30 protein-coding genes and 1 tRNA gene are annotated in these 26,266 nt (G+C 65.3%); 7 read left to right on the forward strand and 24 right to left on the reverse strand.

The features are described from left to right. Positions 1–72: 72 nt before the first annotated feature. Both QSV46_RS25345 and maiA read right to left on the reverse strand, forming a co-directional pair. A complete protein-coding gene (locus QSV46_RS25345) occupies positions 73–585 on the reverse strand; it encodes a MarR family transcriptional regulator (protein ID WP_314957981.1) in 513 nt (170 codons plus the stop codon). Further along, entirely contained in the window at positions 575–1,207 is a 633-nt protein-coding gene (maiA, locus tag QSV46_RS25350; RefSeq protein WP_314957982.1) for a maleylacetoacetate isomerase, read from the reverse strand. Before maiA ends, QSV46_RS25345 begins: the two co-directional genes overlap by 11 nt. Before the next feature lie 90 nt (positions 1,208–1,297). On the opposite strand from maiA, the gene gtdA reads away from it, so the two are divergent. Continuing rightward, complete coding sequence (gtdA, locus tag QSV46_RS25355; protein WP_314957983.1) at positions 1,298–2,338, forward strand: gentisate 1,2-dioxygenase; 1,041 nt, start codon at positions 1,298–1,300, stop codon at positions 2,336–2,338. A gap of 154 nt (positions 2,339–2,492) precedes the next feature. Here gtdA and QSV46_RS25360 read toward each other — a convergent pair whose 3' ends face one another. From QSV46_RS25360 to QSV46_RS25375, 4 genes are all read right to left on the reverse strand, one after another. Beyond that, entirely contained in the window at positions 2,493–3,320 is an 828-nt protein-coding gene (locus QSV46_RS25360) for an ABC transporter permease (RefSeq protein ID WP_314957984.1), read from the reverse strand. Continuing rightward, positions 3,313–4,086 (reverse strand): ABC transporter ATP-binding protein, encoded by a 774-nt coding sequence (locus tag QSV46_RS25365; protein WP_314957986.1) that lies wholly within the window; start codon positions 4,084–4,086, stop codon positions 3,313–3,315. Before QSV46_RS25365 ends, QSV46_RS25360 begins: the two co-directional genes overlap by 8 nt. 128 nt (positions 4,087–4,214) lie before the next feature. Beyond that, positions 4,215–5,219 carry an ABC transporter substrate-binding protein gene (locus QSV46_RS25370; RefSeq protein WP_314957987.1) on the reverse strand — a complete coding sequence of 335 codons (1,005 nt, stop codon included), beginning with the start codon at positions 5,217–5,219 and terminating at the stop codon, positions 4,215–4,217. Between the two features lie 35 nt (positions 5,220–5,254). After that, positions 5,255–6,619, reverse strand: a complete 1,365-nt coding sequence (locus QSV46_RS25375; RefSeq protein WP_314957990.1) for an FAD-dependent oxidoreductase — start codon at positions 6,617–6,619, stop codon at positions 5,255–5,257. A gap of 113 nt (positions 6,620–6,732) precedes the next feature. Here QSV46_RS25375 and QSV46_RS25380 point away from each other — a divergent pair, with 113 nt between their 5' ends. Continuing rightward, positions 6,733–7,617 carry a LysR family transcriptional regulator gene (locus tag QSV46_RS25380; RefSeq protein ID WP_314957992.1) on the forward strand — a complete coding sequence of 295 codons (885 nt, stop codon included), beginning with the start codon at positions 6,733–6,735 and terminating at the stop codon, positions 7,615–7,617. Between the two features lie 67 nt (positions 7,618–7,684). After that, positions 7,685–7,957 carry a hypothetical protein gene (locus QSV46_RS25385; protein WP_314957994.1) on the forward strand — a complete coding sequence of 91 codons (273 nt, stop codon included), beginning with the start codon at positions 7,685–7,687 and terminating at the stop codon, positions 7,955–7,957. 10 nt (positions 7,958–7,967) lie between these two features. Here QSV46_RS25385 and QSV46_RS25390 read toward each other — a convergent pair whose 3' ends face one another. Then, the gene (locus QSV46_RS25390; RefSeq protein ID WP_314957995.1) at positions 7,968–8,771 is read right to left on the reverse strand and encodes an enoyl-CoA hydratase-related protein; all 804 of its coding nucleotides are present in this window, start codon (positions 8,769–8,771) and stop codon (positions 7,968–7,970) included. 153 nt (positions 8,772–8,924) lie between these two features. On the opposite strand from QSV46_RS25390, the gene QSV46_RS25395 reads away from it, so the two are divergent. Beyond that, entirely contained in the window at positions 8,925–9,899 is a 975-nt protein-coding gene (locus QSV46_RS25395) for a ketopantoate reductase family protein (protein WP_314957997.1), read from the forward strand. 3 nt (positions 9,900–9,902) lie between these two features. Here the strand turns inward: QSV46_RS25395 and QSV46_RS25400 are convergent, their stop codons facing one another. Beyond that, positions 9,903–10,580, reverse strand: a complete 678-nt coding sequence (locus tag QSV46_RS25400) for an alpha/beta family hydrolase (protein ID WP_314957999.1) — start codon at positions 10,578–10,580, stop codon at positions 9,903–9,905. A 124-nt stretch (positions 10,581–10,704) separates the two neighbouring features. Between QSV46_RS25400 and QSV46_RS25405 the strand changes: the two genes are divergently transcribed. Continuing rightward, positions 10,705–11,850, forward strand: coding sequence for an acyl-CoA dehydrogenase family protein (locus QSV46_RS25405; protein WP_314958001.1), 1,146 nt, complete (start codon positions 10,705–10,707; stop codon positions 11,848–11,850). 56 nt (positions 11,851–11,906) lie between these two features. On the opposite strand, the gene QSV46_RS25410 is transcribed toward QSV46_RS25405, so the two are convergent. The 11 genes from QSV46_RS25410 to QSV46_RS25460 all read right to left on the reverse strand — a co-directional run bounded on the left by QSV46_RS25410 (position 11,907) and on the right by QSV46_RS25460 (position 20,618). Next, positions 11,907–12,743, reverse strand: coding sequence for an alpha/beta hydrolase (locus QSV46_RS25410; RefSeq protein ID WP_314958003.1), 837 nt, complete (start codon positions 12,741–12,743; stop codon positions 11,907–11,909). Continuing rightward, complete coding sequence (locus tag QSV46_RS25415) at positions 12,740–12,931, reverse strand: hypothetical protein (protein ID WP_314958005.1); 192 nt, start codon at positions 12,929–12,931, stop codon at positions 12,740–12,742. Before QSV46_RS25415 ends, QSV46_RS25410 begins: the two co-directional genes overlap by 4 nt. Before the next feature lie 24 nt (positions 12,932–12,955). Beyond that, positions 12,956–13,519 (reverse strand): nuclear transport factor 2 family protein, encoded by a 564-nt coding sequence (locus QSV46_RS25420; protein WP_314958006.1) that lies wholly within the window; start codon positions 13,517–13,519, stop codon positions 12,956–12,958. Continuing rightward, positions 13,516–14,040, reverse strand: coding sequence for a flavin reductase (locus QSV46_RS25425; protein ID WP_314958007.1), 525 nt, complete (start codon positions 14,038–14,040; stop codon positions 13,516–13,518). The genes QSV46_RS25420 and QSV46_RS25425 overlap by 4 nt, the downstream gene beginning before the upstream one ends. A 5-nt stretch (positions 14,041–14,045) precedes the next feature. Beyond that, positions 14,046–15,056, reverse strand: coding sequence for a PDR/VanB family oxidoreductase (locus QSV46_RS25430; RefSeq protein ID WP_314958008.1), 1,011 nt, complete (start codon positions 15,054–15,056; stop codon positions 14,046–14,048). Next, the gene (locus tag QSV46_RS25435; RefSeq protein WP_314958010.1) at positions 15,034–15,528 is read right to left on the reverse strand and encodes an aromatic-ring-hydroxylating dioxygenase subunit beta; all 495 of its coding nucleotides are present in this window, start codon (positions 15,526–15,528) and stop codon (positions 15,034–15,036) included. Before QSV46_RS25435 ends, QSV46_RS25430 begins: the two co-directional genes overlap by 23 nt. Beyond that, a complete protein-coding gene (locus QSV46_RS25440; RefSeq protein WP_314958011.1) occupies positions 15,525–16,799 on the reverse strand; it encodes an aromatic ring-hydroxylating dioxygenase subunit alpha in 1,275 nt (424 codons plus the stop codon). The genes QSV46_RS25435 and QSV46_RS25440 overlap by 4 nt, the downstream gene beginning before the upstream one ends. A 37-nt stretch (positions 16,800–16,836) precedes the next feature. Further along, positions 16,837–17,649, reverse strand: coding sequence for an ABC transporter permease (locus QSV46_RS25445; protein ID WP_314958013.1), 813 nt, complete (start codon positions 17,647–17,649; stop codon positions 16,837–16,839). Further along, entirely contained in the window at positions 17,646–18,440 is a 795-nt protein-coding gene (locus tag QSV46_RS25450) for an ABC transporter ATP-binding protein (protein WP_314958015.1), read from the reverse strand. Before QSV46_RS25450 ends, QSV46_RS25445 begins: the two co-directional genes overlap by 4 nt. A 5-nt stretch (positions 18,441–18,445) precedes the next feature. After that, the gene (locus QSV46_RS25455) at positions 18,446–19,387 is read right to left on the reverse strand and encodes an ABC transporter substrate-binding protein (protein ID WP_314958016.1); all 942 of its coding nucleotides are present in this window, start codon (positions 19,385–19,387) and stop codon (positions 18,446–18,448) included. Positions 19,388–19,457: 70 nt separating this feature from the next. Beyond that, the gene (locus QSV46_RS25460) at positions 19,458–20,618 is read right to left on the reverse strand and encodes an acyl-CoA dehydrogenase family protein (RefSeq protein ID WP_314958017.1); all 1,161 of its coding nucleotides are present in this window, start codon (positions 20,616–20,618) and stop codon (positions 19,458–19,460) included. Positions 20,619–20,736: 118 nt separating this feature from the next. Between QSV46_RS25460 and QSV46_RS25465 the strand changes: the two genes are divergently transcribed. Further along, positions 20,737–21,651 (forward strand): LysR family transcriptional regulator, encoded by a 915-nt coding sequence (locus QSV46_RS25465; RefSeq protein ID WP_314958018.1) that lies wholly within the window; start codon positions 20,737–20,739, stop codon positions 21,649–21,651. Between the two features lie 15 nt (positions 21,652–21,666). Here QSV46_RS25465 and QSV46_RS25470 read toward each other — a convergent pair whose 3' ends face one another. The 3 genes from QSV46_RS25470 to QSV46_RS25480 form a co-directional block, all read right to left on the reverse strand. Then, the gene (locus tag QSV46_RS25470) at positions 21,667–22,806 is read right to left on the reverse strand and encodes an amidohydrolase/deacetylase family metallohydrolase (RefSeq protein WP_314958021.1); all 1,140 of its coding nucleotides are present in this window, start codon (positions 22,804–22,806) and stop codon (positions 21,667–21,669) included. Between the two features lie 182 nt (positions 22,807–22,988). Beyond that, positions 22,989–24,074: a DUF2252 family protein gene (locus QSV46_RS25475; RefSeq protein ID WP_314958022.1), complete on the reverse strand. Its 1,086-nt coding sequence runs from the start codon at positions 24,072–24,074 to the stop codon at positions 22,989–22,991. Between the two features lie 224 nt (positions 24,075–24,298). After that, positions 24,299–24,375: transfer RNA gene (locus tag QSV46_RS25480), tRNA-Arg, on the reverse strand. Between the two features lie 135 nt (positions 24,376–24,510). Between QSV46_RS25480 and QSV46_RS25485 the strand changes: the two genes are divergently transcribed. After that, a complete protein-coding gene (locus QSV46_RS25485; protein ID WP_314958023.1) occupies positions 24,511–24,873 on the forward strand; it encodes a VOC family protein in 363 nt (120 codons plus the stop codon). Here QSV46_RS25485 and QSV46_RS25490 read toward each other — a convergent pair. Together QSV46_RS25490 and QSV46_RS25495 are read right to left on the reverse strand one after the other, a co-directional pair. Continuing rightward, on the reverse strand, positions 24,863–25,819 hold the full coding sequence (locus tag QSV46_RS25490; RefSeq protein WP_314958025.1) for a tripartite tricarboxylate transporter substrate-binding protein: 957 nt from the start codon (positions 25,817–25,819) through the stop codon (positions 24,863–24,865). The two genes, QSV46_RS25485 and QSV46_RS25490, sit on opposite strands and share 11 nt — an antisense overlap. 49 nt (positions 25,820–25,868) lie before the next feature. Further along, the gene (locus QSV46_RS25495; RefSeq protein ID WP_314958026.1) at positions 25,869–26,240 is read right to left on the reverse strand and encodes a cupin domain-containing protein; all 372 of its coding nucleotides are present in this window, start codon (positions 26,238–26,240) and stop codon (positions 25,869–25,871) included. Between the last annotated feature and the right edge of the window lie 26 nt (positions 26,241–26,266).

The raw sequence follows: 26,266 nt of genomic DNA on the forward strand, positions 1-26,266 counted from the left end.
CGCTTTCGCGGGGAATGACCGCGGAGATAAAGGCAACAGCGCAGCCACCATCTCACGTCGCCTCACACCCCCTCACCCAACTTTCCCCAGATGCTCCAGCGCATCCTCGGCCCGCAGCGGCACGCGTGACGCCTCGTTGTTGAGATCGACGAGCTGCGCCATCAGTCCCATCAGCGCCTTGCGCTCAGTGGGCTTGAGCGGCTCCAGCATCCGCGCCTGGGCGCGTTCGACGGCGGGGATGATCTCACGCAGGATCGCTGCACCTGACTTCGTCAGGTACAGCAGCTTGATCCGCTTGTCCTCCGGCGCCGGCTTGCGCTCGATATAGTCCTTGGCTTGCAGCCGTTCGATCACGCTGCCGAGCGTGGAGCGGTCGAAGGCGATCACCGCCGAAAGCCGGGTCGCGTCGATGCCGGGATGGGTGTGGATCGCGATCAGCGCGGCGTACTGCACCGGCGTGAGATCAAATGGCTTGCATTCCTCCATGAAGATCGAGACCGCGATCTGCTGCATGCGCCGGAACAGATAGCCCGGCGCGGCATAGATCGCATCTATCGTGATCGGAGCGGTGGACTTACTCGGCATCCGGTTGCTTCTCCGGTGCGGCTTCGGCGAAGGCCGGCAGCGCCTTGGCCGCGCCTTCCGCCTTGAGCAGGCGCGGATAGGCCGAGACGTCGACCCCGAAGCGGCGGGCATTGGCGAGCTGTGGCACCAGGCAGAGATCGGCGAGCGTCGGTGCACCACCGAAACAGAACGGGCCCGGCTCGCTGCTGACCAGCGTCTCGCAAGCCGACAGTCCCTCGCGATTGACCCACGCCGCCCATTCCTGGACTTTCTCCTCCGCAAGACCGAGTTCGCGCAGCCGCGCCAGCACCTTCAGATTCTGCACCGGATGGGTGTCGCAGGCGATCGCCAGCGCAAATGCGCGTACCTTGGCGCGGCGCAGCGGATCGTTCGGCAACAACGGCGGATTGGGGTGGGTTTCGTCGAGCCATTCGATGATGGCCAGGGATTGGGTCAGCACTGCGCCCGCATCATCCTCCAGCGCCGGCACCAGGCCTTGCGGGTTGATGACGAGATAGGCGGGCGCGCACTGCTCGCCCTTGCGCAAATGATGCGGCAGATGCTCGGCTCCGAGACCCTTGAGATTCAGCGCGATCCGCACGCGGTAAGCCGCGCTGGAGCGGAAATAGCCGTGCAGCTTCATGGGAAGCCTCCCTCTCATTCTTGTTCGTCACATTGACGCTACCTAGACTGTCAGTATACTGTCAATCAACAAAACGACGGGAGCCGCACCATGGAAGCCGTGACCAAGACGCCGGAGCGCGAGGCGTTCTACCGGAAGATCGACGGCGAAAATCTTACCGCACTCTGGACGGTGATGAGCGATCTGATCACGCCGGAGCCGAAAAGCGCATGCCGGCCGCACTTGTGGAAATTCGATGTCATCCGCGACTACATGACGGAGGCCGGCAAGCTCATCACCGCCAAGGAGGCCGAGCGGCGCGTGCTGGTGCTGGAAAACCCGGGCCTGCGCGGCCAGTCCAAAATCACGACCTCGCTCTATGCCGGCGTGCAGATGGTGGTGCCCGGCGACGTCGCGCCCGCCCATCGCCACAGCCAATCGGCGCTGCGCTTCGTGCTCGAAGGCAAGGGCGCCCACACCGCCGTCGACGGCGAGCGCACCGCGATGGCGCCCGGCGATTTCATCATCACGCCGTCGATGACCTGGCACGATCATTCCAACGAGACCGATGAGCCGATGTTCTGGCTCGATGGCCTCGACATTCCGCTGGTGCAATTCTTCGACTGCTCCTTCGCGGAAGGGTCCAAGGAGGACCAGCAGAGAATCACCAAGCCGGCCGGCGACAGCTTTGCGCGCTACGGCCACAATCTGCTGCCGGTGGACGTGAAGCGCTCGTCCAAGACCTCGCCGATCTTCAGCTATCCCTATGCGCATACGCGCGAGGCGCTCGAGAAGGCCAGAACGAGCCAGGAGTGGGACGCCTGCCACGGGCTAAAGCTGAAATTCAGCAACCCCGAGACCGGCGATTTCGCGATGCCGACCATCGGCACCTTCATCCAGCTGCTGCCGAAGGGTTTTACGACCGCGCGTTACCGTTCGACCGATGCGACCGTGTTCTGTCCGATCGAAGGCAAGGGTCGCAGCCGCATTGGCGACGCCGTCTTCGAATGGGGTCCGCGCGATCTGTTCGTGGTGCCGAGCTGGCAATGGGTGACGCACGAAGCCGACGATGACGCGGTGCTGTTCAGCTTCTCGGATCGTCCGGTGCAGCAGAAGCTGGATTTGTTTCGCGAGGATCGCGGAAATGCGTGAGTGGCGATCTATCCTCCGTCATGGCCGGGCTTGACCCGGCCATCCACGCGCCACCGCGCCTGACTCAGGACGTGGATGCCCGGGACAAGCCCGGGCATGACGACCTGGAAAGATTCTGGATTGCTTCGCTACGCTCGCAATGACGGAGAATGCCTCACCGCCAGTGCAACAACCGCGTTTCCAGCCAGCCGATCACCTTGCCCACCGCCAGCCCGAATACCGACAGGATCACCACGCCCGCGAGCAGCTGATCCGTCTGCATCAGATTGCCGGCCTGGAGCACGAACGCGCCGATGCCGTATTGCGCGCCGATCATCTCGGCGCTGACGACGAGCAGCAGCGCAACAGACGCCGTGATGCGGAAGCCGGCGAGGATCGCCGGCAGCGCACCAGGCCAGATCACCTTGCGCACGATGGTGGCGAAGGGGACATTGAAGCTCTGCGCCATGCGGATAAGGTTGCGCGGCACCGCGTCGACGCCGCTATAGACCGAGATCGCGGTCGAGAAGAACACCCCGAGCGCAATGGTCGCGATCTTCGGTTCTTCGCCGATGCCGAGCCAGAGGATCAGCAGCGGCAGCAGCGCGATCTTCGGGATCGGGAATAGCGCCGAGATGAAGGTGATGCCGACACTGCGCGCAAGCCGCGACAGGCCGATGGCAAAGCCGACGGCGATGCCGGCCGCGGTCCCCAGCACCCAGCCGACGCCGATACGCAGGATCGAGGCCGACAGATGCTGCCAGAGCGCGCCCGAGATCGCGAGCTGGTAGATCGCACGCACGATCGCCAGCGGTGCGGGCAGGAACAACGGATTGACGAGGCCGGCGCTGCCGGCCGCCTGCCAGGCCGCGATCACGAGCGCGAGCGCGATCCAGCCGCCAAAACGGCTGCTCGCGGGCACGAAGCCCGCGCCGCGAAAACGGACCCGCCGCGTCGCTTCGCTCTTTGCAGATGTCTCCGTCGCCGGCGCGCGATCAAGCATGCTGCACCTCGCGCTCGGCGTCGATCGCCTCGTTGCGGATCAGCGACCAGATCTGGTTCTGAAGCTCAAGCAACTGTTCACGCGCAGCGATTTCGCCGCGCTCGGTGCGCGTCATCGGAACCGCCACGACCTCGCGGACACGCCCCGGCTGGCGCGACAGCACGACGATGCGATCGGCGAGCCGCGCGGCTTCCTCGAGATTGTGGGTAACATAGACCGCGCCCATGCCGCCGTCGGCGAGCAGGCGGACGAAATCTTCCATCAGCAACTCACGGGTCTGCGAATCCAGCGCCGACAGCGGTTCGTCCATCAGGAGAATGGCCGGCTTGACGGCAAGCGCGCGCGAAATGCCGACCCGCTGGCGCATGCCGCCGGACAGCTGCTTTGGATAGGTCGTGCGGAAATCCGTCAGCCCGGTGCGGCGCAAGGCGTCGTCGACCAGCGCGCGGCGCTGCGCGGCCGAGAGTTGTGCGTGCAGCAGCGGGAATTCGACGTTCTCCTCCACACTCGCCCAGGGCAGCAGCGCAAAGTCCTGGAATACGAAGGTGAGCGGATTGAGACTGTCCGCCGGCGGCGAGCCGCGCAACTCGGGCGCGCCTGAGGTCGGCTGCAACAGCCCGCCGAGGATCGACAGCAGTGTGCTCTTGCCGCAGCCGGAGGGACCGACAATCGCCACCACCTCGCCAGCGCTGACAGTGAACGAGATGTCGTCGAGCACGGCGAGATCGCCGAAGCGATGGGTGATATGGTTGGCGATCAGGTCCATTCTGTCTCGTCTATCCTGTTCTCCGTCGTCCGGGATGGTCCGGAGGACCAGACCCGGAACCTCGAGATTCTCAGGTGCGCAAGTGCGCACCGTAGTTCTCGCTTCGCGAGCCCCGGAATGACGAAGGGTTAATCCGCCTTCACAAAATCCCTGGCGATGATCGCATTCGCGTCAAAGCCCTTGTCGGCAAAGCCCTGCTCCTGCAGCCATTTGATCTGGTTGTCGACGTTCTTGACGTCGAGCTTCCCCTCGGGATCGATATAGGCGCAGTTGCCGACCACCTGTTCAACCGGCAGATTGGTGTATTTTGCGATAATCTCCAGCAGCGGTTTGGTCTGCTCGTTGATCGGCGCCACGCCATCCTTCATGGCGGCGAGAATGACGTCGTGATATTCGCGATCGGCCTTCGCGAGCACGCCGAGGAATTTCGTCACCAGCACCTTATTGGTCAGCGTCTTCGGGGATGCGAATACCGCACCGAGCTGCCAGGGCGTCTCGTCGCCGACCCAGCCCAGAAACTTCGCGCCGCCCTCGTCCATCAGCTTTCGCGCCGTCGAGATCGGCAGCAGCGCCGCATCGACGGTCTCGCCCTTCAGCGCGGCAGCCGCATTCGACAGCGATTGCAGCGGCACGATCTTCACGTCCGCGAGCTTGAAGCCGTATTTGTCCGCGAGCAGGCCGAGCGAATAGTGGAAGCTTGATCCGACCTGCGTCATCGCCACGCGCTTGCCCGCGAGGTCCTTCGGCGTCTTCAGGCCCGCGGCGTAGGCGTTGTTGCTGGCGAAATAGCCGATCAGGGGATAGCCGGCCTTCTCGCGGCTCATGCCGCCGATCACTTTCAGCGTGCCCTTGCCGGCGAGATTGTAGAGGCCGGCGGTGAAGGCGGTGACGCCGAAATCGACGTCGCCTGAGGTGGTCGCGACCGCGATCGGCTGCGCCGCGTCGAAGAACTTCAGCTCGACGTCGAGGCCGGCCTCGCGGAAATAGCCCTTGTCCTGCGCGATGAAGACAGGCGCGGAGGACGACAGGCGGAGCACGCCAATCCTGGCCTTCAGCGCATCCTCGGCCCGGGCCGCGCCCATCGCTGTGATCGCCACCAGGCTCGCCATTGCGAGCCGCGCAATCCCGATCATCCCGTTTCCTCCGCTGTCGTTCTCATTGCAGTCCGTTACAGGCCTTCGGGGACCGCCTGGTCCCGTCCGATGAAGGCGCCCTGTTGTTTCAACGTTTCCTGCAATATTTCAATGGAGATTTCGCGCGGCATCCGGTTTCCGGAGAGCGCCAGCGCGGCGGCGGAACCGGCCGCCTCGCCCATCACGAAACAGGCACCGGACACCCGCGCCGCCGACTGGCCCTCATGGGTCATCGAGGCGCAGCGCCCGGCGACCAGGAGATTGTCGACGCCTTCAGGCACCAGCATCCGGTAGGGCAGCTCGTTATAGCCGCGCGATTCCGGGATCGGCGGGAAGGTGAAGACGACATCGCCGGGGACATGGGCCTCGATCGGCCAGCCGTTGACGCCAATCGAGTCCTCGAACGAGGCGCAGCCGAGCACGTCGTCGCCGCTGAGCTGATAGCCGCCCGTGATGCGGCGGGTCTCGCGGATGCCGAGCTGCGGCGGCAAATCGACGATATAGGACTTTTCAAAGCCCGGCACGGTGCGCAGGAATTCGAACGCCGCGAGCGCCTGCTTGCGGCCCTCGATCTCGCCGCGGGTGAGATCGTCGGGCTCGACGCCGTTGATGGCGTGGCCGTCCTCGCGCGCGACTTGGGTGAAATTCACCCGCCATTCGATGCCGGACTTTTGCGGCCGCACGATCGCGCTCTTGCGCGGGAATGTGTGCGTGCCGGCGGCCAGCGCTTTCTCCATCAATTGCGGAATAGTGCGCCAGGCGTCGCCGGCCTTGTCCGGGTCGATGCCATTGAGACGCAGCATCATCGAGGGATACATCGGATGGCCGTGCGCGTCGCCGAGTTCGAACGGCGCGCCGGCCCAGACGGCAAGATCGCCGTCGCCGGAGCAGTCGATGAAGATTTCGGCACGCACCGCCTGCCGGCCGGCCTTGGTCTCGACCATCAGCGCGTCGATGCGGCGGTCGTTGCCCATCGCGACGCCGGCGCCGAGCGCATGGAAGAGGATGTGCACCTTGTGGCTGGCGACCAGCTGATCAGCCGCGATCTTGTAGGCCGCGGTGTCATAGGCCTGGGCGAAGACCTTGCCGAGAATCAGATGCGGCGCGTTGAGGCCGTTGAGCAGATCGATCCGCGCCAGCAGCTCGGATGCCATGCCCTGCACCAGCCGATGCGCCTGCCCGTACACATTGCCATGCAGGCCGCAGAAATTGGTGACGCCGGCAGCCGTGCCCATGCCGCCGAGAAAACCATAACGCTCGATCAGCAGCGTCTTTCGTCCCGCGCGCGCGGCTGAGGCCGCCGCAACGATACCGGCCGGCCCGCCGCCGAGCACGACGACTTCATATTCGCCGTACAGCGGCACCTTACGCGCCGGTTCTTCGATCATCGTGGCCCGCATGACGCGTCCTGCTCCCAAAAATCTCTTGCTTGGGAGCGACTATGAATTAACGCGAGGCGGGATACAATCCACCAAAATAAGCGATCAGCTTTCGCGAATCGAGAAAGGTGAAAATGGACATCCTGGTGAACCTTCAGGCCTTCCTCGCCACCGCGGATGCGGCCGGTTTCTCCGCCGCCGCGCGGAAGCTCAATGTCTCGACCTCGGTCGTCGCCAAGCGCGTCACGCAATTGGAGGCGCGGATCGGCACGCCGCTGTTTCGCCGTTCGACCCGGCAGTTGCGATTGACCGAGGCCGGCCAACGCTACGTGCATCGCGCCCGCGGCGTCGTCACCGATGTGACCGATTTGCTCTCGCGCATGGGCGAGAAGGGCCACGACCTCGTCGATCACCTCCGCATCAAGGCGCCGACCTCGCTGACGGTGGCGCGGCTCGCCGACGTCTTCAGCGCGTTCCAGACCCAGAACCCGCGGCTCAAGCTCGAGATCGTGCTGATCGACCGGCCGGTCGATCCCGTCACCGAGGGCTTTGACATCGCCATCGGCGCCTTCCCGCATTCCTTCGGCGGCGTGGTCGACGAGCCGCTATGCGCGCTGAAACGGCTGCTCTGCGCCTCACCGGCCTATTTGAAGACGCACGGCATGCCAAAGCATCCACGCGATCTCGTCGAGCATCGCTGCCTCAGCTTTCTGCCGACCGGCCCCGAATGGATCTTTGACGGACCGCGCGGCCGCATCAGCATCCAGATCAGCCCGCTGCTTTCGTCCAACGAGGGACATGTGCTGGCGCGCAGCGCGATCGCGGGCAATGGCATCGCGCTGATGTCGCATTATCTCGTCGCGGACGCCTTGCGCGACGGCACGCTGAAGCCGGTGCTGCGCGACTTTCCGATTCCGGAGCTGTGGGTGAAAGCCGCGATTCCCGAGCGGCGGCGCAATGCGGCCGCGGTGCAGGCGCTGCTGACTCTGCTGAAAACGTCGCTCGCGGCGTCGCTTTGAGCCTGGTCGCGCACCTGTCAGCCGATGAAGGTTGCTCTCGGAAGACGGACCTGAGAGAAGGACCGTCATGGATTCGACCCTTATGAAATTCGCCCTGCCCGCCCTCCTCGCCCTCACGGTCTCGGCTGCCCCCGCTGCAGCCATCGAGCAGAACTGCCGCTTCATCCAGGCCAAGTCCGATCGCGAGGCCTGCTACAAGCGCCAGGAAGAAGAACTCGCGGCGAAGCGAAAGCCGGCTGCGCCAGCCGCCGAGGGCAAGACGCTCGAATCGATGCGCCAGATGCGGCAGGACCACGACGCCGTCTATCGTAGCATCAACAACATCTGCCGCGGCTGTTGAGCGCCTTCACTCAGCCCTTCCCGCCGCCCCAATTCGCCGCCCGCTTCTCGGCGAACGAGGCCAGCCCCTCCGCCGCTTCCGCGCTCTGGCGCTTGGCTGAATGCAGCTGCACGAGCCGCGTGTAGGCGGCATCGTCCACCGCCATCCCGCCGAACGAGCTTTCGAGCGCCAGCCGCTTGGTCTCGGCCATTGCCTCCGGTCCGTTGGCCAGCAGCTGCTCGACCACCTTGGCGCCTGCGGCTTCGAGATCGGCGAGCGGCACCACGTCGTGGACGAGGCCGATCCGCCGGGCGTCTTCGGCACCGAAACGCTCGCCGGTGAGCGCGTAGCGGCGGACCTGCCGCACGCCGATGGCGTCGCAGAGCTGCGGGATGATGATCGCGGCGGTCAGGCCCCAGCGCACCTCGGTGATCGAGAACAGCGCGTTGTCCGCGGCAATCACGACGTCGCAGGCCGCGATCACGCCGGTGCCGCCGCCAAAGCAGCCGCCCTGCACCAGCGCAACCGTCGGGATCGGCAGCGTGTTGAGCCGCTGCACCGCCTCGAACGTCGCCCGGGATGCCGCCTCGTTGGCCTCGGTCGATTGCGGCCGGACACCGTTGATCCATTTGAGATCGGCGCCGGCCTGGAAATGCTTGCCGTTACCCTTGAGCACGACGACACGCAGGTTCGGCTTCCCGCCGAGATCGTCCATGGCTGCGAGCACGCCCGCGATCAAGGCGCCGTCATAGGCGTTGTTGACCTCCGGCCGGTTCAACATGACGGTCGCAACCCCACGCTGGTCGAGGCTCCACAGGACGGGGCTGGCGGTCATCGGCGATCCTCCGGTCGTTTGTTTGCCCTGCACTATGGCCGAGGCAACGCATCCCGATCCATATCTTTCCGGCGTAGGGCGGCCGCGTCCATCGCATGGCGGCTTGTGTCATGCTGGCGCCTGCTGGCACCAAGGGATCAGGACGGGACATCTATGCGCATCTGCATTTTCGGCGCGGGCGCCGTCGGCAGCCACATCGCAGTCAGGCTTGCACGCGCCGGCCATGAGGTCTCGTGCGTGATGCGCGGCGCGCATCTGGAGGCGGTCCGCGCCGGCGGACTCAAGCTGCGCGTCGGCGATTCCGAGGTCAGCGCCAGGGTGAACGCATCAGGCGACCCGGCCCAGCTCGGCCCGCAGGACGTCGTGATCAGCACCTTGAAGGCCACCGCGCTGACCGGGCTGGTTTCCAGCCTCAAGCCGCTGCTGCAGGACGACACCGCGATCGTGTTCGCCCAGAACGGCATTCCCTGGTGGTACGGTATCGGCCTGCCGCCGCGACACCCCACGCCGCCCGACATTTCCTTCCTCGATCCCGGCGGGCGCCTGCGCGCCTGCATCCCGAAGGAGCGGATCATCGGCGGCGTCGTCTTCTCGTCCAACGAGGTGATTGCGCCCGGCGTGGTGCAGAACCTCACCCCGGACCGCAACCGACTCTTGATCGGCGAATGCGACGACCGCAATTGCGAGCGCATCACCAAGCTGCGGAACGTCTTCAACGACGCCCGGCTGGAATCGCCGCCTGTGGCCGAGATCCGCGAGGCGATCTGGTCAAAGCTGCTGACCAACATGTCGCTGTCGGTGCTGTGCCTGCTCACCGGCCAGACCGCGCGCGGCGTACGCGACGACCCCGCGTTCTCGGAAGTCATCCCGCGCATGCTGACCGAGGCCAACGACATCGCCCAGCACTTCATTCCCGAGGTCAAGCGCGTGACCCGCAGCGGCCCCGCCCCGAACCACAAGCCGTCGCTGCTCCAGGATTACGAGCTCGGCCGCGCCATGGAGATCGACGTGCTGGTGAAGGCGCCCGCCGCCTTCGCGCGCACGGCCGGCCTGTCGACGCCGACGCTCGACCTGATCGCCGCGCTGGCGATTCAGAAGGCGCGCGACAAGGGGCTCTATTCCGCCTGAGCCTCAGGCGAGCCGGTCGATCCACGCCGCGAGCGTGTCAAGCACCTCGGTCAGCGCCTCTTCACTGGTCCGGCCGGATTTTTTCAGCACCGCAAAGGAGTGATCGCCGCCGTCGACCTCATGCAGCGTCGCCTTCGCGCCGAGGGCCGCAATCACCGGCTTCAGATGGCTGAGATCGGCGAGCCCGTCGCGCGTGCCTTGCAGGAACAGCATGGGGATGTCGACCTTGGTGAGGTGTTCGGCCCGCTCCGTCGACGGCTTTTTGTCGGCATGCAGGGGAAAGCCGAGGAAAGCTAGTCCTTTGACATCAGGCAGCGGCGCCTTGGACTGCGCCTGCGAGGTCATGCGCCCGCCAAACGATTTTCCGCCCGCGACGAGCGTCACGCTGGGACACAGCCGCGCCGCTTCCGTGACCGCCGCGCGGATGGCGGCGTGGGCAACGGCCGGCTGGTCGGGGCGCCCCTGTTTGTTTTCCATGTAGGGAAAGTTGAAGCGGAGCGTGGCCACGCCGCGGCCCGCGAGGCCTTCTGCAACCTTCTGCATGAACGAATGCCGCATGTCCGCTCCCGCGCCATGCGCGAGGACGTAGCAGGCACGCGCATCGTCCGGCCGCGTCAGGACGGCCGAGACGGCGCCGATGCGCTCGATGTCGAGCTTGAGCTCCTGAGTTTTGATCGCCACAATCAGCCATCCCGACAGACGCGTTTCCGGCCGCCTTGGTAGCGTCACCGGCGCAGCCTGAAAACACAATAATTGCCGCGGCTGCCTGGCCTACCAAGCGGCAACCGCATCAACCGAGGTGACCATGTCCTACCGCTCCTCCTGGATGACCGAAGAGCTCGATGTCTTCCGCGACCAGTTCCGGAAGTATCTTGCCAAGGACCTGGCGCCGCATGCCGAGAAATGGCGCGAGCAGAAGATGGTCGACCGCTTTGCGTGGCGCGGGCTCGGCGAGATGGGCGCCCTGCTGGCGAGCGTGCCGGAGGAATATGGCGGCCTGGGTGCAACCTTCGCCTATGACGCCGCCGTGCTGGAGGACCTCGAAAGCACGGTCCCGGAACTGACCACCGGCGTCTCCGTGCACAGCGCGATCGTCGCGCACTACATCCTCAACTATGGCTCGGAGGAGCAGAAGAAGCGCTGGCTGCCAAAGATGGCCTCGGGCGAGATGGTCGGCGCCATCGCCATGACCGAGCCCGGCACCGGTTCGGACCTCCAGGCGGTGAAGACCAGTGCGAAGAAGCAGGGCAATTCCTATGTCATCAACGGCCAGAAGACCTTCATCACCAACGGCCAAGCCGCCGATCTTGTCATCGTGGTCGCACGCACGGGCGATGCCGGCGCCAAGGGCATCTCGCTGATCGTGGTCGAGACCGCGGGCGCGGAAGGTTACAAGCGCGGGCGCAACCTCGACAAGATCGGCCTGCACGCCTCCGACACATCCGAGCTGTTCTTCGACAACGTCATGGTTCCCCCGGACAACCTGCTCGGCGGCGAGGAAGGCCAGGGCTTTGTCCAGCTGATGCAGCAATTGCCGCAGGAGCGCCTCGCGCTCGCGGTCGGCGCCGTCGCCTCGATGGAGCGCGCCATCAAGCTCACCGCCGAGTACACCAAGGAAAGGAAAGCGTTCGGCAAGCCGCTGATGGACTTCCAGAACACCGCCTTCACGCTCGCCGAGCGCAAGACCGAAGCGATGATCGCCCGCGTCTTCGTCGACTGGTGCATCGAGCGCCTGGTCGCCAAGGACCTCGACACTGTCACGGCGTCGATGGCGAAATACTGGTGCTCGGAGAAGCAGGTCCAGACCGCCGACGAGTGCCTGCAGCTGTTCGGCGGCTACGGCTACATGCAGGAATATCCCATCTCGCGCATCTTCGTCGATTCCCGCATCCAGAAGATCTATGGCGGCACCAACGAGATCATGAAGCTGTTGATCGCCAGGTCGTTATGATCAGGCCGCTGTAGCGCGGCTATCGCGCGCCTGCTGCAATTCTATCGCGAGCGGGGCTAGCACCGGATGTCTGGCGGATATGCCCCCTCGAGGAAGGAGAGCACGGCCCCAGCCAGCTGTTCCGGCATCTGGTTCGGGAACGGCACCATGCCGCCGGCAATTTCGACCAGGCTCGCGCCTGCGATTGCGTCCGCCACCTTGCGGGCAACGGGAAAGGCATGGGGGTCGGCCGTCGGCGCGACGACGCGGGTCGGGCACCTGACCAGCGGCAGTCGCTGCTCCATCAGGTAGCGATTGACCACATGGTGGCCTTCGGCGGCCAAGCTTCCTGCCTTGAGCGCATCGATCACGAAGCGCTCCAGCAGGTCGATGTCGCCATCCGGATAATCCGGCTGGCGCATCCGCCAGAGGTCGAGGAGGTGACTGCCGTCTGCAACGCGTGTCGCCTCGTCGACGACCGCCTTGCCGGCCTTGCGCGCCCTCCGCTCGGCATCGACATAGGGCGACGCCGACAGCACCAAGGCCGCGATCCGGTCGGGCCTCGACGCCGCCATCTCGATGGCGATGGCCGCACCGGTGTGATGGCCGATGACGGCCACCTCCGGCAGATCGAGCGCATCCAGCAGATCAAAAGCGCAGGCGGCCCAGGATTCGATGGAGTTCTCGGCGAAGCCAAGCGCATCGGAGTCGCCGAAGCCGACGGTGTCCATCGCGATGCCGCGGTAGCGCGTGCCGAGACGCGGCAGCACCTCGCGAAACTCGTCCCAGGACCGCGGCGTTTGGTGCAGCAGGAGCAGTGGCCTGCCGGCGCCAGCGGCAGCGATGTGGATGCGCGCCCGAGGTGTCGCAACGAAACGACGCTCGACCACGGCGGCCAGCGGCATTGCGCTCATGACGATGCCGGCAGCGGCGCGGCTTGGGCGAGGAAGACGGCCTCGGGCATGCCTTCAGCGCGCTCTTCGTCGCCGACGTCGGCGATGCGGACCATCGGCATGCCGAACGGATCGCTCCAGCGCTGGATCACCACAACGGTAAAACCCTGGAACGTGTAGCTCTTCCACATCTCCGCCTGCGAAATCATCGGCACCGTCCCGTCACTCACGCGTCACCGCATCAGCACGGAACGATCCGGGATGTTGTTCGCCCAGCCGGGCGTGAGCGGGGCCACGAACACGTTCTCCGTGCGCGTGCGCGCCACCTTCCAGACGCCGTCGACTTTGCGGAACAGATTGTTCAGGCGGCTGGAGCGCAGCAGCGAGGAGCCGTCCGAGAAAATCCAGGGCTGGCAGTGGACCCATTGCCCGTCGGCCTCGTCGCCGCGCACGTGGATCTGCTCCGAGGTCAGGTAGTGCACGTTGAGCAGAAGGGCAGGATCGCGCTTCTGCCCCCAGAACGCCTGAAAATGCTCGCGCAGCGCCGCCTTGCCGACGCGACGGCCGAACTGGTTGTCATAGTAGGCGCCGACGCCCTCCCACACCGCATCCTCGGTGTAGAGGCCGAGGATCAGCTCGATGCGCTGGGAGTCGGTCTCGACGCCGAATTCCGGACAGGGCGTGTCGCACAGGAACATGTAGCGGGCCTGGACGCGGCGGATGTCGGCTTCGGCCTCCAGCGTCGCCACACGGTCCGAGAGCGAATTGATGACGGTCTCGATATTGATGCTGTTCACGCGCTCGCCTCGCTTGCTGGAGATAACGGGACCGCACCGATTCGGTGATAGGCCCGGTTGAAATAGATCAGCCCTTCCGTCTCGGCCGCGGCGACGATCTCCACGACCTCGCAGAAGAACACCGTGTGCGTCCCCACTTCCGTGACGCGCGCGATGCGGCAATCGAGGCTGGCTGCGGCATCGGCCAGCACCGGCGCGCCGGTCACGAGCCGCGTCCAGCTCGCATCCGCGAACCGCTGCTCGACGCTGGTTCCGGTCTGGCCGAATTTTCCCGAGAGATTTTGGTGACGGCCGGCGAGGATGTTGATGCACAGCGCGCCGTTTGCCTTGAGCACGTCATGCGCCCCCGCCCGCTGTCGCACGCAGACCAGGACGGTCGGCGGCGTGTCGGTGACGCTGCATACCGCCGATGCTGTCAGGCCATGGCGGCCGGCAGGTCCGTCCGTCGTCACGATGTTCACGGCGGCACCCAGCCGGCTCATGGCATCGCGAAAGCTGATCTGGGCGATATCCTCGGGCATGATGGTCACAGGTCGAGCACGAGCTCGGGCGTCTTCGACCGCGAGCAGCACAGCAGCATCTGGTCGTTTGCCGCCTTCTCCTCGTCCGTCAGATAGACGTCGCGATGATCGGGCGTGCCGGAGACGACGTTGCACAAGCAGGTCCCGCAGATTCCCTCCTCGCATGAAGTCTCGATATTCACGCCGGCTTTGGCCAGCGCCGCGACAATGGTGCTGCCGGCATCGACGGCGATGCGGCGGTTGCTGCGCGCAAGCACGATTTCGAACGCCTCACCGGAACGATCGACGTCGGCCTTGAAATATTCTCGGTGGATCCGCGCCGCGCCATAGCCGAGCCGCTCCGCCGCCGCGATGACGAATGCCATGAAGCCGTCCGGCCCGCAGACGTAGAGATGGACGCCGTCAGCCGGCGGCGGAAGGTCGCGCGCGGGATCGAAGCGCTGCGCCTCGGCGCCATCGTCGACATGCAGATGAACGCGATCGCGGAACGGCGCTTCCTGGAGTTCACCTGCGAACGCCGCGATTGCCGGCGTCCGCACGCAATAATGCAGCGTGAAGTCATTCGATATACGGTGCAGATGGTACGCCATCGCGACCATCGGCGTGATACCGATGCCGCCGCCGATCAGGATCGAGCGGCGTGCTCCGGGAGCGAGCGGAAACAGATTGCGCGGCGAACCGATCCGCAGGGCGGCCCCGGCGCGCAACGCGGGGGGGAGCGCGCCCGAACCACCGCGGGAAGCGGGATCGAGCAGAATCCCGAGCCGATAGGTGCTCGCGTCGGCAGGATCGCCGCAGAGCGAATATTGCCGCACCAAGCCGGGTGCGACCTCGACGTCGACATGCGCACCAGGCTCGAAGGGCGGCAGCGCGCCGCCGTCGGGATCGACGAGATCGAGCACGACGATGCCGGAGGCCTGCTCCTCGCGCCGCGCGATCACCAGAGTGAGCGCCAGCTCCGTTGCGGCAACCACCGGCGCGGCGACCGCCGCCTCAGAGAATGTAGCTGATACCACCGAGCGCCTCCGTCGAGTTGATCAGGCGGATGACCTTGAGGTCGATCTTGAGCGTGTCCTCGGCGCGCACCAGACGGTAGGTGAGATTGGCGGTGTAGGTCCGGGTGCGGCTGCGGCGATGTTCGGTCAGGATTTGGGCGCAGCGCAGCTCGCACGAGGTCTCGCCGGCCTCGAGAACCCGGAAGCGCGACAATTGCCGGATGGTGCGTGCCACGGGCGAGGCCGAGATCGACTGGCCGTTGAGCAATCGCTCTGTGCGCTTGCGCCGCAGCTCGTGATCGTCATAGGCGTAGTTGAGGCTGTTCTCGAAATCCGTCGCGCCGGGATCGATCGGTACGACGTAGCGTGCCTCGGACGTCCACAGCGAAAGCCATTCCTCGTAGCAGGCATGATCGAGCAGATCCGCCTCCAGGAAGACGAACTGCATGGCCTCCTCGAGACCAATGGCCGGAATCCGCAACGGTGCGTTCATGACGTCACCTCCATCATGGCCCTCCATTGCCGATAAGCCGCGCGCATGCCGGTTTCAGCACTCACGTCGCTTCGCAGGTGGCCCTCGGGCAACGCCTCCTCGCCCGCAAGCCCGCGATTGAGCATCAGCCAGAGCTCCTTGCCGCCCTGCGCGCCGTGCTGCACGCGATCCCACACCTCGGCGTCGTCGGGACTGCCGAAGCCCATCGGCCCCTGGAAGAATTCATGAATCCGCAAGCGGGCGCGATTGGCAGCGGCGGGCCCGCCTTTCATGCCGAGCGCGACGTGCCTGACCTCAGTCTCGTCAACGCAGATCGGCTGAAGTACGCGGAAGAAGGCCGCCGAGCAGCCGAGATTGGGAAACAGATTGAGATTGAAGCCGGTGCCGCCGACGGCACGCACGATCTTTCGTATCGCCTGATCGGAGTGCCCCTCGGCCGCAAGCTCGGCGGCAAGCGCTTCGAATTTTTTCGGGATCGGCGCCTCGAGATTGTCGTCGAGGTCGACCAGGTCCGGGACCATCACCATTACGCTGTGGCCGTTGCCGAGATCCTCGACATAGCCGCCATTGTTCATGATATCCATCATCGCGGCCGTCTCGCTGTCGGTCGCGGTCAGGAAGGCCTTGTGCACCAGCGGGAAATGATAGGCGTCGGTGGTGTTCTCGAGCTGGATCTTCCAGTTGCCGGGAAAGCTGAACCTGTGCTCACCGAGCGCGGTCAGCGGATAGCCCGCGCTCTGCTTCATGAACAGGTCGATCCATTTCTTGGCGCCCCCGAGAAACTCCGTCAGCGGCTCGATGTCGTCCTTGAAGGTCGCGAAGATCAGCCCGGCATATTCCTCCACGCGTAGCGACTTCAGCGGAAACTGCTTCTTGTCGATGGCTCCGGCATAGCCGGCTTCATACGGCAATCCGCGCAGCGACCCGTCGAGGGCGTAGCTCCAGCCGTGATAGGGACAGACGAAGCTGCTGGTCTTGCCCTTGGCGACCTCGCACACCGTCGCCGCGCGATGCCGACACCGGTTGACGTGCACGTGCACCGCGCCTTTGCGGTCCCGCACGACGATCACCGGCTGAAGGCCGACCATCGCCATCTTGAAATCGCCGGGCTCGGCGATTTCGCTGGCATGGGCGACAAAGACCCAGGTCCGCTCGAACACCCTGGTCATCTCGGCTTCGAAGATCGCGGGATCGGTGTACATGGTGGTGAGCGCGCGGTCGGGGCGCACCAGCGCCGCATAATCTGGCGCCACGCGGGTCGCGATGTTCATCGTAAACTCCTCGTTTCTCTCTGGCGAACGTCTCGCGTCAGGTCGTCGGCTGGTAGCGCTTCAGGAGCAGCGACACCGCGATCCGGAGCACGCGGTCGAACAGGTAGCCGAGCATGCCGAGCGCGAGGATGCCGACGAACACCCATTCGGTGCGGGCGAAATTCCGCGCCGTCCAGATCAGGGCGCCGAGGCCGTTGTCGGCCGACACGATCTCCGCCGACACCACCGTCAGGAACGAGTTGCCCATCGCGATGCGCGCGCCGGTGACCATGAATGGCACGGTGGATGGCAGGATGACCGTGAGCAGCATCTGGAACGGACCGGCACCGAGACTCGCCGCCGCCCGCAGTCGCAGCGGGTTGACTGCTTGCACGCCCGCGATGGTGTTCAGCGTGACGATGAACACCGTCGTGTAAAAGATCAACGCCACCTTGGCCTGCTCGCCCGGGCCAAGCCAGATCACGGCCAGCGTCACGAAGGCGATCGGCGGAATGAAGCGAAAGAACTCGATATAGGGATCGAGAAACTGCCGGATCGGCGCAAACCGCCCCATCATGATGCCGAGCGGGATGCCGACGACAACGCCCAGCGCCCAGCCGCAGGCAATGCGCGCCGAGGACGCCAGCACCGAGGCGACCAGCGTGCCGTCCGCCAATAGCTCCTTGGCGGCGTCCCAGGTCGCGGCCGGCGACGGCATGAACAGCGGCGAGGTATAGTGTGACAGCATGTTCCAGGCGAACAGGCCGCACAGGATCGAGACCACGGACGCCGCGATCCGGTTGAGGCGCGGAGACAAGGGCAGGCGCAGCGAGCTCCGCTTGCTCGGCGTGATTTGCACAGCCTCGCTCATGCCGCGATCTCCCCGACGCTGAGGCCCTGGGCATGCAGCACGCGCGTGACTTCGGCGCCGATATCGTCGCGCAGGCGGCGGTAAAGCGCGAGGCTGGAAGGATCAGCCGGATCGCGCGGATGCGGCAGGCCGACCGTCTCGATGGTCTTGATGGTCGCGCGCGGGCCCGCAGTCATCGTCACGATGCGGTCGGCGAGCAGGATGGCTTCCCAGATGTCATGAGTCACGAACACGATGGTGCAGCCGGTCGCGCGCCAGATCCGGTCGAGCTCGCGTTGCAGCACCTCCCGCGTCTGGGCGTCCAGCGCACCGAACGGCTCGTCCATCAGCACAACCGAGGGCTCGTTGACCAGCACGCGGGCGATCTGGGCGCGCTGACGCATGCCGCCCGACAAGGCATCAGGAAACTTGTCGGCGGCATGCGAAAGGCCGACCAGGGACAGGTAATGGTCGGCAAGCTCGGCACGTTTTCGGGCCGGCACCCCGCGCAGCCGCGGACCGTACTCGACGTTCTCCCGCACCGAGAGCCAGGGGAACAGGGCTTCCGAGGATTGAAACACGACGCCGCGGTCGACACCCGGGCTGCTGACAACCTTGTCAGCAACGCGAATACGGCCCTTTGCGGGAACGAAGCCCGCAATGGCGTTGAGCAAGGTGGATTTGCCGCAGCCGCTGGGTCCCAGCAGGCAGACGAACTCGCCCGCGGCGATCTGGAGATCGATCTGCGAGACGATCTCGTTGCCGTCGAGCGTCAGGCTGAGCTGGTTGATGGCGATGGATGAGCCGGTCATGGACATCACGCCTTGTAGAAGCCGCGCTGAATGTAACGGCGGAAGTCGACGACGGCCGGCGTGACCTTTTGGTCTGCCAGGAACGCCGCGATGCCGTCATAGCTGGCAAAATCCGCGTCGGCGAAATCGCGCACGCCGGGATCCATGTCCTTCAGCGCGTTGAGCGTCTGCGCGACCGGAATTTTCGTCACCGCCTGAACTGCGGCTGCTGCGCGCTGCGGGTCGCTGACGACGATCTCGCAAGACCGCGCAAGCACCTTGAGAATGCCGCGCGCCGCCGCGGCGTTACCGTCGAACCAGCCACCCGCCGCCGTGACCCAAATCGTGTCGGTGTAACCGGCATCCTTGCTGGTCATCGCGACGCGCCCGCCCTGCTTGACGCCGTTGGTCGGCCATGGCTCCCAGGCAAAGAACGCGTCGATGTCGCCGCGCGCCAGCAGCGCCGGCAATTCCGGCGGACCACTCTTCACCATCTGCACCGCGCCCGGTTCGAGCCCGATCTTCTTCATGGCAAGCAGGGTGCAGTACTCGCTGACCGAGCCGGCCACGATGCCGAACTTCTTGATCTTCTCGAGGCTTTCGACGCCTTTCCCGGTCACCAGCTTGATGTAGCGGCCGGACTGGTAGACGACCGCGAGCGGCCGCAACTCGGCACGGGAAAAGCGCACCATATGCGTGGGCTCGGCGGCCGCGCCGAGGTGGACCTGCTGAGCAACCAGCGCATTCAACGCTTCGCCGCCGTCGGTATAGAGCTGCACGGTGACATTGAGCTTCTCGGCCTCGAACATCTTCTCATGCGCTGCGAGATAGAACGACGAGAACACCGGATCGGAGCCGACGCCGATCTTGATCGGTGCATCCTGCGCGGGCAGGCTGGTGGGGTGCATCGTAGCGGCGGCGAACGCACTCGCCATGAAGGAGCGTCGGGACAGCGCGGGGAGTTTCATCTGATTGCCTCTCGGAACGGGGTGTCCGTGAAACCGATGCAAGCTGCGCACCACGTCATGCCAGGTTGTTTCACGGATAGGGCATCCCTGGCATGACCCCGGCAAAGAGAGCTCCGGCTGCCTCGAAGGTCGCTTCGCTGAGCGAGGCGTGCTGCGTCACGACCATGGAATCGCACACGATCCGTTGCAGCCGGTGTGATTTGTGGATCGCGGCCATGCCGGCGATGCGGTAGGCCTGCTGGACGATTTCGGCCGAGGTGTGCGCCGCATGCGTTGCGCTGAGGCGCAGCAGATTCTCCAACTCGCGCGGGACCGGGTCGCCGGCGAGCAGCACGCTCCACGCGCGCTCGGCGGATTCGTAGAAGAACGCGCGCGCGCTGCGCCAGTTGGCTTCACCACGCGCGAGCTCCGACTTGTAGTAGGAGCGATCGGCCAGCCTTGCTGCACCGGGCATGATCTTGGCGCCGCCCGACATCTCCGTCACAACGTCGAGCGCCGCGCGGGCGAGGCCGATATTGACGGCCGCGTGCACCTCGGCCTGATAGGACAGAGCGGGGTAGCGATACAGCGGTTCGTCGACGAGACCCGGCGCTCCGCGCGCGCAGATCCAGTCGAGCGCATAGAACTTGTCGGTGACGCGCGTGTCGTGGCTGCCGGTGCCCTGCATCCCGACCACGTCCCAGTTCTCGACGATCTCGACTTCGTTCGCGCGCGCGACCGCCATATAGGTGGTGACTTGCGGCTGCGCCGCGAGCAGCGGCCGCTCGGCCGAGATGCCGACGCCGATCCAGTCGGCGCCCATGCAGCCGCTCGCGAAGCGCCAGCGGCCGGTGACGCGTACGCCACCTTCGACCGCGCGCGCCGGCTGTAGCGGATAAAGGCCGCCGGCATAGACCTGATCCGGCCCGTCGGCGTAGATCACGCGCTGGGTCTCGACCGGCAGCGCCGCAATATAGGTGTTGGCCGAACCGAAGGCAGCGACCCAGGCCGCCGAGCCGTCGGCGACCGCGATCGTCTCGACCATGCGCAGGAATTCGGCCGGCGGCAGCGCATCGCCGCCGAACCGCTTCGGGGTCGCCGCGCGGAAGATCCCGGCGCGCTTCATGCTGCGAATGACGTCGCGGGGGATGTGCGAGAGGCGGTCGAACTCGTCGCGGCGAGCCGCGATCTCCGCGACCAGATCCTGCAACGGTGTCGTCGCCGGTTCTGCCACCGTTTGGCGAGCCGCCATCGCAATTCCGGTATGATCCCGCATCGCCGCTCCACGTCCCCCGGGCCCTCGTTGCTCGGGTATGGCCAGTGTTGAGAACGCATTGATCTAAGTCAAATTCATAGTCATAATTAACACTATGAATGATACTAATTCAGGGCTCGATCTCAACCTGTTGCGCGTATTCCTGGCGATCTGGGATCTGCGCAATCTCACCACCGCGGGCGAGCGGCTCGGGCTGACCCAGCCCGCCATCAGTCATGCGCTGCGCCGCCTGCGTGATCATTTCGACGACCCGCTATTCGTGCGCGCCGCCAACCGCATGGTGCCCACTGACGCGGCCATCCGCCTGCACGAGCCGCTCGATCAGGCCTTCGGCATCATCAATCGCGCAATCCAGGAGCGCGTTGCGTTCGATCCTGCGGTGACACAACGGGTATTTCGCGTGGCGATGTCGGACGTCTCGGAGGTCTTCTATCTGCCGCGCCTCATGGCGAAGCTCGTGCGCATCGCGCCGGCCGTGCGACTCGACGTGGTGCCGCTGGCGATGGACACCGTGATTGGTTCAATGCGCGCCGGCGAGGTCGATCTCGCGCTCGGCTACATCAAGAATCTCGAAGGCGAATGCGTCAGCACACCGCTGATCAACGACCGCCTGGTGTGCATGGTGCGCAGCGGCCATCCGATCGGACGCGCGAAACTCACCAAGGCCGGCTTTGTCAGCCTGCAATACGTCCACGCCGGCAGCAACGCGCCCGGCCATGCGATGATCGAGCAGTGGCTTTCGGACAACGACATCAAGCGGCAGATCGCCGTGCGGCTCGGGCATTTCTCCGTCGCGCCTGAGATCGTGCGCGACAGCGATCTCGCCGTGATCTTTCCTGAAACCGTCGGGCGGGAGTTCTACAGCAAGCGGGACTTTCGCCTGCTCCAGCTCCCGTTCGACCTGCCACCGGTCGAGATCAAGGTCCACACCCATCCGCGATTTGGCAGCGACGTCGGCATCAACTGGCTTCGCGACACCATGGTGGAGATGTTTGCGCGGCGGCGCTGATCGCGCCGCCTCACGTCAGTTCGGATGCCACCAGCGGCCGCCGATCACGACGGCTTCGGAGACGATCTTGCGGTCACCGATGAGGTGCTCGCCGACGACGTCCTCGTAGTCGAACTGGCCTTTCCTGACCGAGATCAGCGTGGCATCGCCGACGCTGCCCGGCTTGAGGCTGCCGAGCTCGGGACGCCGCAGCGCCATCGCGGCATTCACTGTCGAGGCCGCGACGACGTCGGACAGATCCATGCCCATGCACAAGAACTTCGACATGGTCGTGACCTGGTCGAAGGCCGGGCCGTCGATGCAGAGCTGATGGATGTCGGAGGAGATGGTGTCCGGATAGAAGCCGTTGGCGAGCATGGCGCGCGCGGTCTTGAAGGCGAACGAGCCCTTGCCGTGGCCGATGTCGAACAGCACGCCGCGCTCGCGCGCGTCCAGCACCGCTTTCTTCACCGTGCCCTGCGCGGTCGCCGGCGTGTTGGGGAACGGACGGAATGCATGGGTCAGCACGTCGCCGGGACGCAGGCGCGCCAGCACGTCCTCATAGCTCGGCGGCGGATGGTCGATATGCGCCATCAGTGGCATGCCGACCTCGCTTGCGACCTCAAGCGCGATGTCGAGCGGCACGGCCCCCGACGTGCCCGAGGAATGCAGTCCGACGCGCACCTTGATGCCGACGATGAGATCGCGGTTGGCATCGGCCACCTTGGCCGCCTCGATCGGATTCATCAGCCGCAGTTCCTCGCTCTCGCCGACCATGATCCGGTGCGAGAAACCGAAGATGCCGGCATGGGAGACGTGCAGGTACGCGAGGATACGGACCTGGCTCGGTTCGATCACGTGCTTGCGAAAGCCGGCGAAATTGCCGGGTCCGGCGCTGCCGGTGTCCACCGCCGTGGTGACGCCGGACAGGCGGCAGAATTCCTCGGCGTCGATGCCGAGCGAGGTGCCGCCCCAATAGACGTGGGTATGAAGATCGATCAGCCCTGGCGTCACGATGTACCGTGACACGTCGCGCACGTCGGTGCCCTGGTCCGCCTTGAGCCCGCTGCCGATCGCCGCCACCTTGCCGCCGGCAAAGGCGACATCGGTCACGGCATCGAGCTTCTGGGACGGGTCGACCACACGGCCGCCGCGCAGGATCAAGTCGAAAGGCATTGTGGTCTCCGGATATCGCAAGGCAATTGCTGAGAGCGGGTGCAGACCAGGGCTGGAAGCTGCTCTTCCAGCCCTGGTCTGCCAATTTTCTCTGTTAGCAATTTTCGCGCCGACTAAGCAAACCGAAGCGCATGACGGTCACGCTCCCAGGGCCCGCAAGCCGCCTTCCGGTGCGTCGCACTTCAATCCGCAGCAACGCCCGGTGTCCACGGCAGGCGAACCTCCCGCCATTCCTCAAAGTCCTTCTGCACGTCCTCGGCTGCAGTCTTCGCAGCGATATGCAGCCAGTCGGGCTTTCGCAGATCAAGATCGTGCTCGATCTTCGCCTTGGCGCCTCGCGTCGCGGCATGAACTGCGCCGAGGTCGAATCCCTCGGCCCAGAGCAGATCGAGCCTGAGCCGTGGCGCGGCGCGATTGCCGAGATCGAGCTTGCGCTGATCAGGAGCGATGCGCCGGATGATGTAGCGGTCGCTCACTTCGAAATGCGGATCAGGCGCACGAAACTTCCCTCGCGCAAGGTCCAGAAAACGCGGCTTGCCCTTCGTGCCATGCGCCCAATCCCAGGCGGAGGGCACCAGCGCCTTGGCTTCCCTGACGATCTGTCCGCCATCCCAGGTCGCGATGGCAACGTAACGCGGCCGACCGAGGCTACCGCCGCCCTTCCTGCGCGAGGTGAACCGCTCGAGCTCAGCGCCCTTCGGCAGATTTTTCCTGAGCGCGGCGGCAACGTCGGAGGGCGGTTCGGCATCCGGATAGTCCTTCACCTCGTGCCAGAAGTTCCGCCGCTCTTCGTCGGAGCAGGCGACGTAGGGCCGCATCCAGCTCTCTGCCTCGTCGAGTAGCGACGGACCTGGTTTCGCGAGCCCTTCCCGATAGCCCTCGATAATGGTGGCCGCCGTCACACGATTGGCGGACCGCGCCTTTGGTGCGAGCCGTGCGCTGGTTGCCAGACGAACGAGATCGAAGGGATAGGGAATGACCGCCGCTTCGTCGAAATCGTTGATGCCCCAGACCAGACGGCCCTCGGCATCGCGCCAGGTCCCGTAGTTCTCGATATGAGTGTCGCCGACGGACAGTACTGCGGGCGCATCCTTCAGCTTGGGGCAGAGCTTCTCGATGCGCCTTGCCCAACGAAAGAATGTCGCGCGCAGGAACGTGAACGCATCCTTCTGCATCCGATCGTGCTTGTGGGCGAGGTCGGCTTCGACGACCTTGCATTGGGAGCGCAGCCAGCGCTCGAAAGCCGCATTGTCGCGCTGAAACGTCATCTGCTGCAAACCACAAATGTTTGGCAAGCCGCGGCCGAGACGCAGCCAGCCGTGAGATCAATCAATGCCGGGCGACCGCATACCAGCCCAATCGTATGGATCACAGGGTAGGACAAATCCGCCGAGGCACAAACATGGTTGCATGCCCATATTGATCGCCTGGCCCGAGTAGGACGAGCATCCTCCCGCGAAACACCATGGCAATCCGAATGTCAGGAGGAAAATGGCGATCCCGGGAAGACTCGAACTTCCGACCTACGGTTTAGGAAACCGTCGCTCTATCCGGCTGAGCTACGGGACCGCGGAACCCGCTCGAACGAGTTCGGCCCCCTCATAGCAGAGCAGGATGCGGTTCGCCAGCCGCAAGGCGGGAGGCAGATCATCGTCAATCGCGATACAATCGTTTACCAGGATTCCTCTCGGTGGAGCCGCCCACATGATCGAAAGCATCAGCGCCATCACGCTCGGTACGCATGACATGGGCCGCGCCGTGCAGTTCTATCGTTCGCTGGGGTTCGAGCTCCTGCATGGCGGCGAGGCCGCACCATTCACGAGCTTTCGCGCCGGGACCGGCTATCTCAACCTGACGGCACAGCCGGACGACAAGCACTGGTCCTGGTGGGGCCGGGTCATCTTCTACGTGGCCGATGTAGACGGGACCTACCAGCGCGCATGCGACGCCGGATGGCAGCCCTCGACCACCCCGCGCGATGCGGAATGGGGCGAGCGCTACTTCCATCTCACCGACCCCGACGGCCATGAGCTCAGCTTCGCCCGGCCGCTCGGGCCTAAGCCCTGATGTTGTTCTCCTTCACCACCTTGCCCCAAGTGGCGACCTGCTTGTCGAAGAAGGTCTTGAAGGCGGGGCCGTCCTGGAGCAGCAGCGTCATGTGCTGGGTGTCCTTGAGCTGGGCGGCGGTCGCGGGCTCGCTCAGGATCTCCCTGGATGCCGTCGCCATGGCGGAGACGACGTCCGGCGGCGTGCCTGTGGGCGCGAAGATACCCCACCACGCCAGCGTCTCGAAATCCGGAAAGCCGGCCTCGATCGCGGTCGGCGTATCCGGCAGCGCCGGCAGCCGCTCGCGGCCGAGCTGCAGGATCGGGCGCAGCATGTTGGTGCCGAGCTGGGCTGCGACCAGCGCCGCCGACCCGGCGATCAGATCGACATGGCCGCCGAGCACGTCGTTCATCGCGGGGCCGCCACCACGATAAGGCACGTGCATGATCTCGACGCCGGCCTTGCTGCCGAGCACGGTCATCGCGAGATGGCCGAGCGTGCCGATGCCGACGGAGGCATATTTCACCGCGCCCGGCGTCGCCTTGCAGGCCGCCACCACGTCGGCAAAACTCTTGTAGGGACGTCCCGCTCCGGCCGCGATCACGTAAGGCGCGGTGCCGATCAGCAACACCGGCATCAGCTCGCGCTCGACATCCACCGGCGGCTTGTCGAGGATCGACGGGATCACCGCGTGGGAATCGAAGGTGACCAGGAATGTCGAGCCGTCAGCCGGGCTCTTGGCGACCTGGGCCGCGCCGAGCGCGCCGGCGGCGCCCGACTTGTTCTCGATAATGACGATGCGGTTGAGTTTTGTCTGCAGATTGGCCTGCAACAGCCGCGCCATCGCATCGGTCGAGCCGCCCGGCGGAAACGGTACCACCAGCGTGATCTTAGAGGCTTGCGCGCCTGCCGGTGCCATCGCGAGGATGGCGGGCGCTGCCAGCAGCGCCCGTCGCGTGATCGTCATGGTCACCCTCCCTTTTGTGTCTTGCGCTGGCTTTTTGCTCTTTGGCGCTTCAGGTCGTCCCGAAACCGGACCCCGCCTTTTTGTATTCTGGCCGCGGTGGACTGAAAATGTCCAGCACGCGGGCGCCGTCAGGGCCGGCGCGCATGGTGTGCGGCACGTTAACAGGCGTGCGCCAGAAATCGCCCTTCTTCACCGCGATTTCCTCATCGCCCTGGACGCGGATGGCGGAGCCGTCGAGCAGCACGCCCCATTGCTCCTCGGGATGGTGGTGCAGCATGCCCTGCGCATGCGGCGCCAGCGTCACCACCGACAGCATCGCATGCTCGCCGGAGAAGATGCGCGTGGTCACGCCCGCCGCCAGCTCGCGGAACAGCCCGTCGCTGGGATCGTCGATATTGTGGAACTCTTCCTTCTGGCTCACGCCGCCCTCCCCTCCATTCTCATTGA

This window comes from Bradyrhizobium cosmicum (assembly GCF_032290525.1).
Taxonomy (GTDB): domain Bacteria; phylum Pseudomonadota; class Alphaproteobacteria; order Rhizobiales; family Xanthobacteraceae; genus Bradyrhizobium; species Bradyrhizobium cosmicum_A.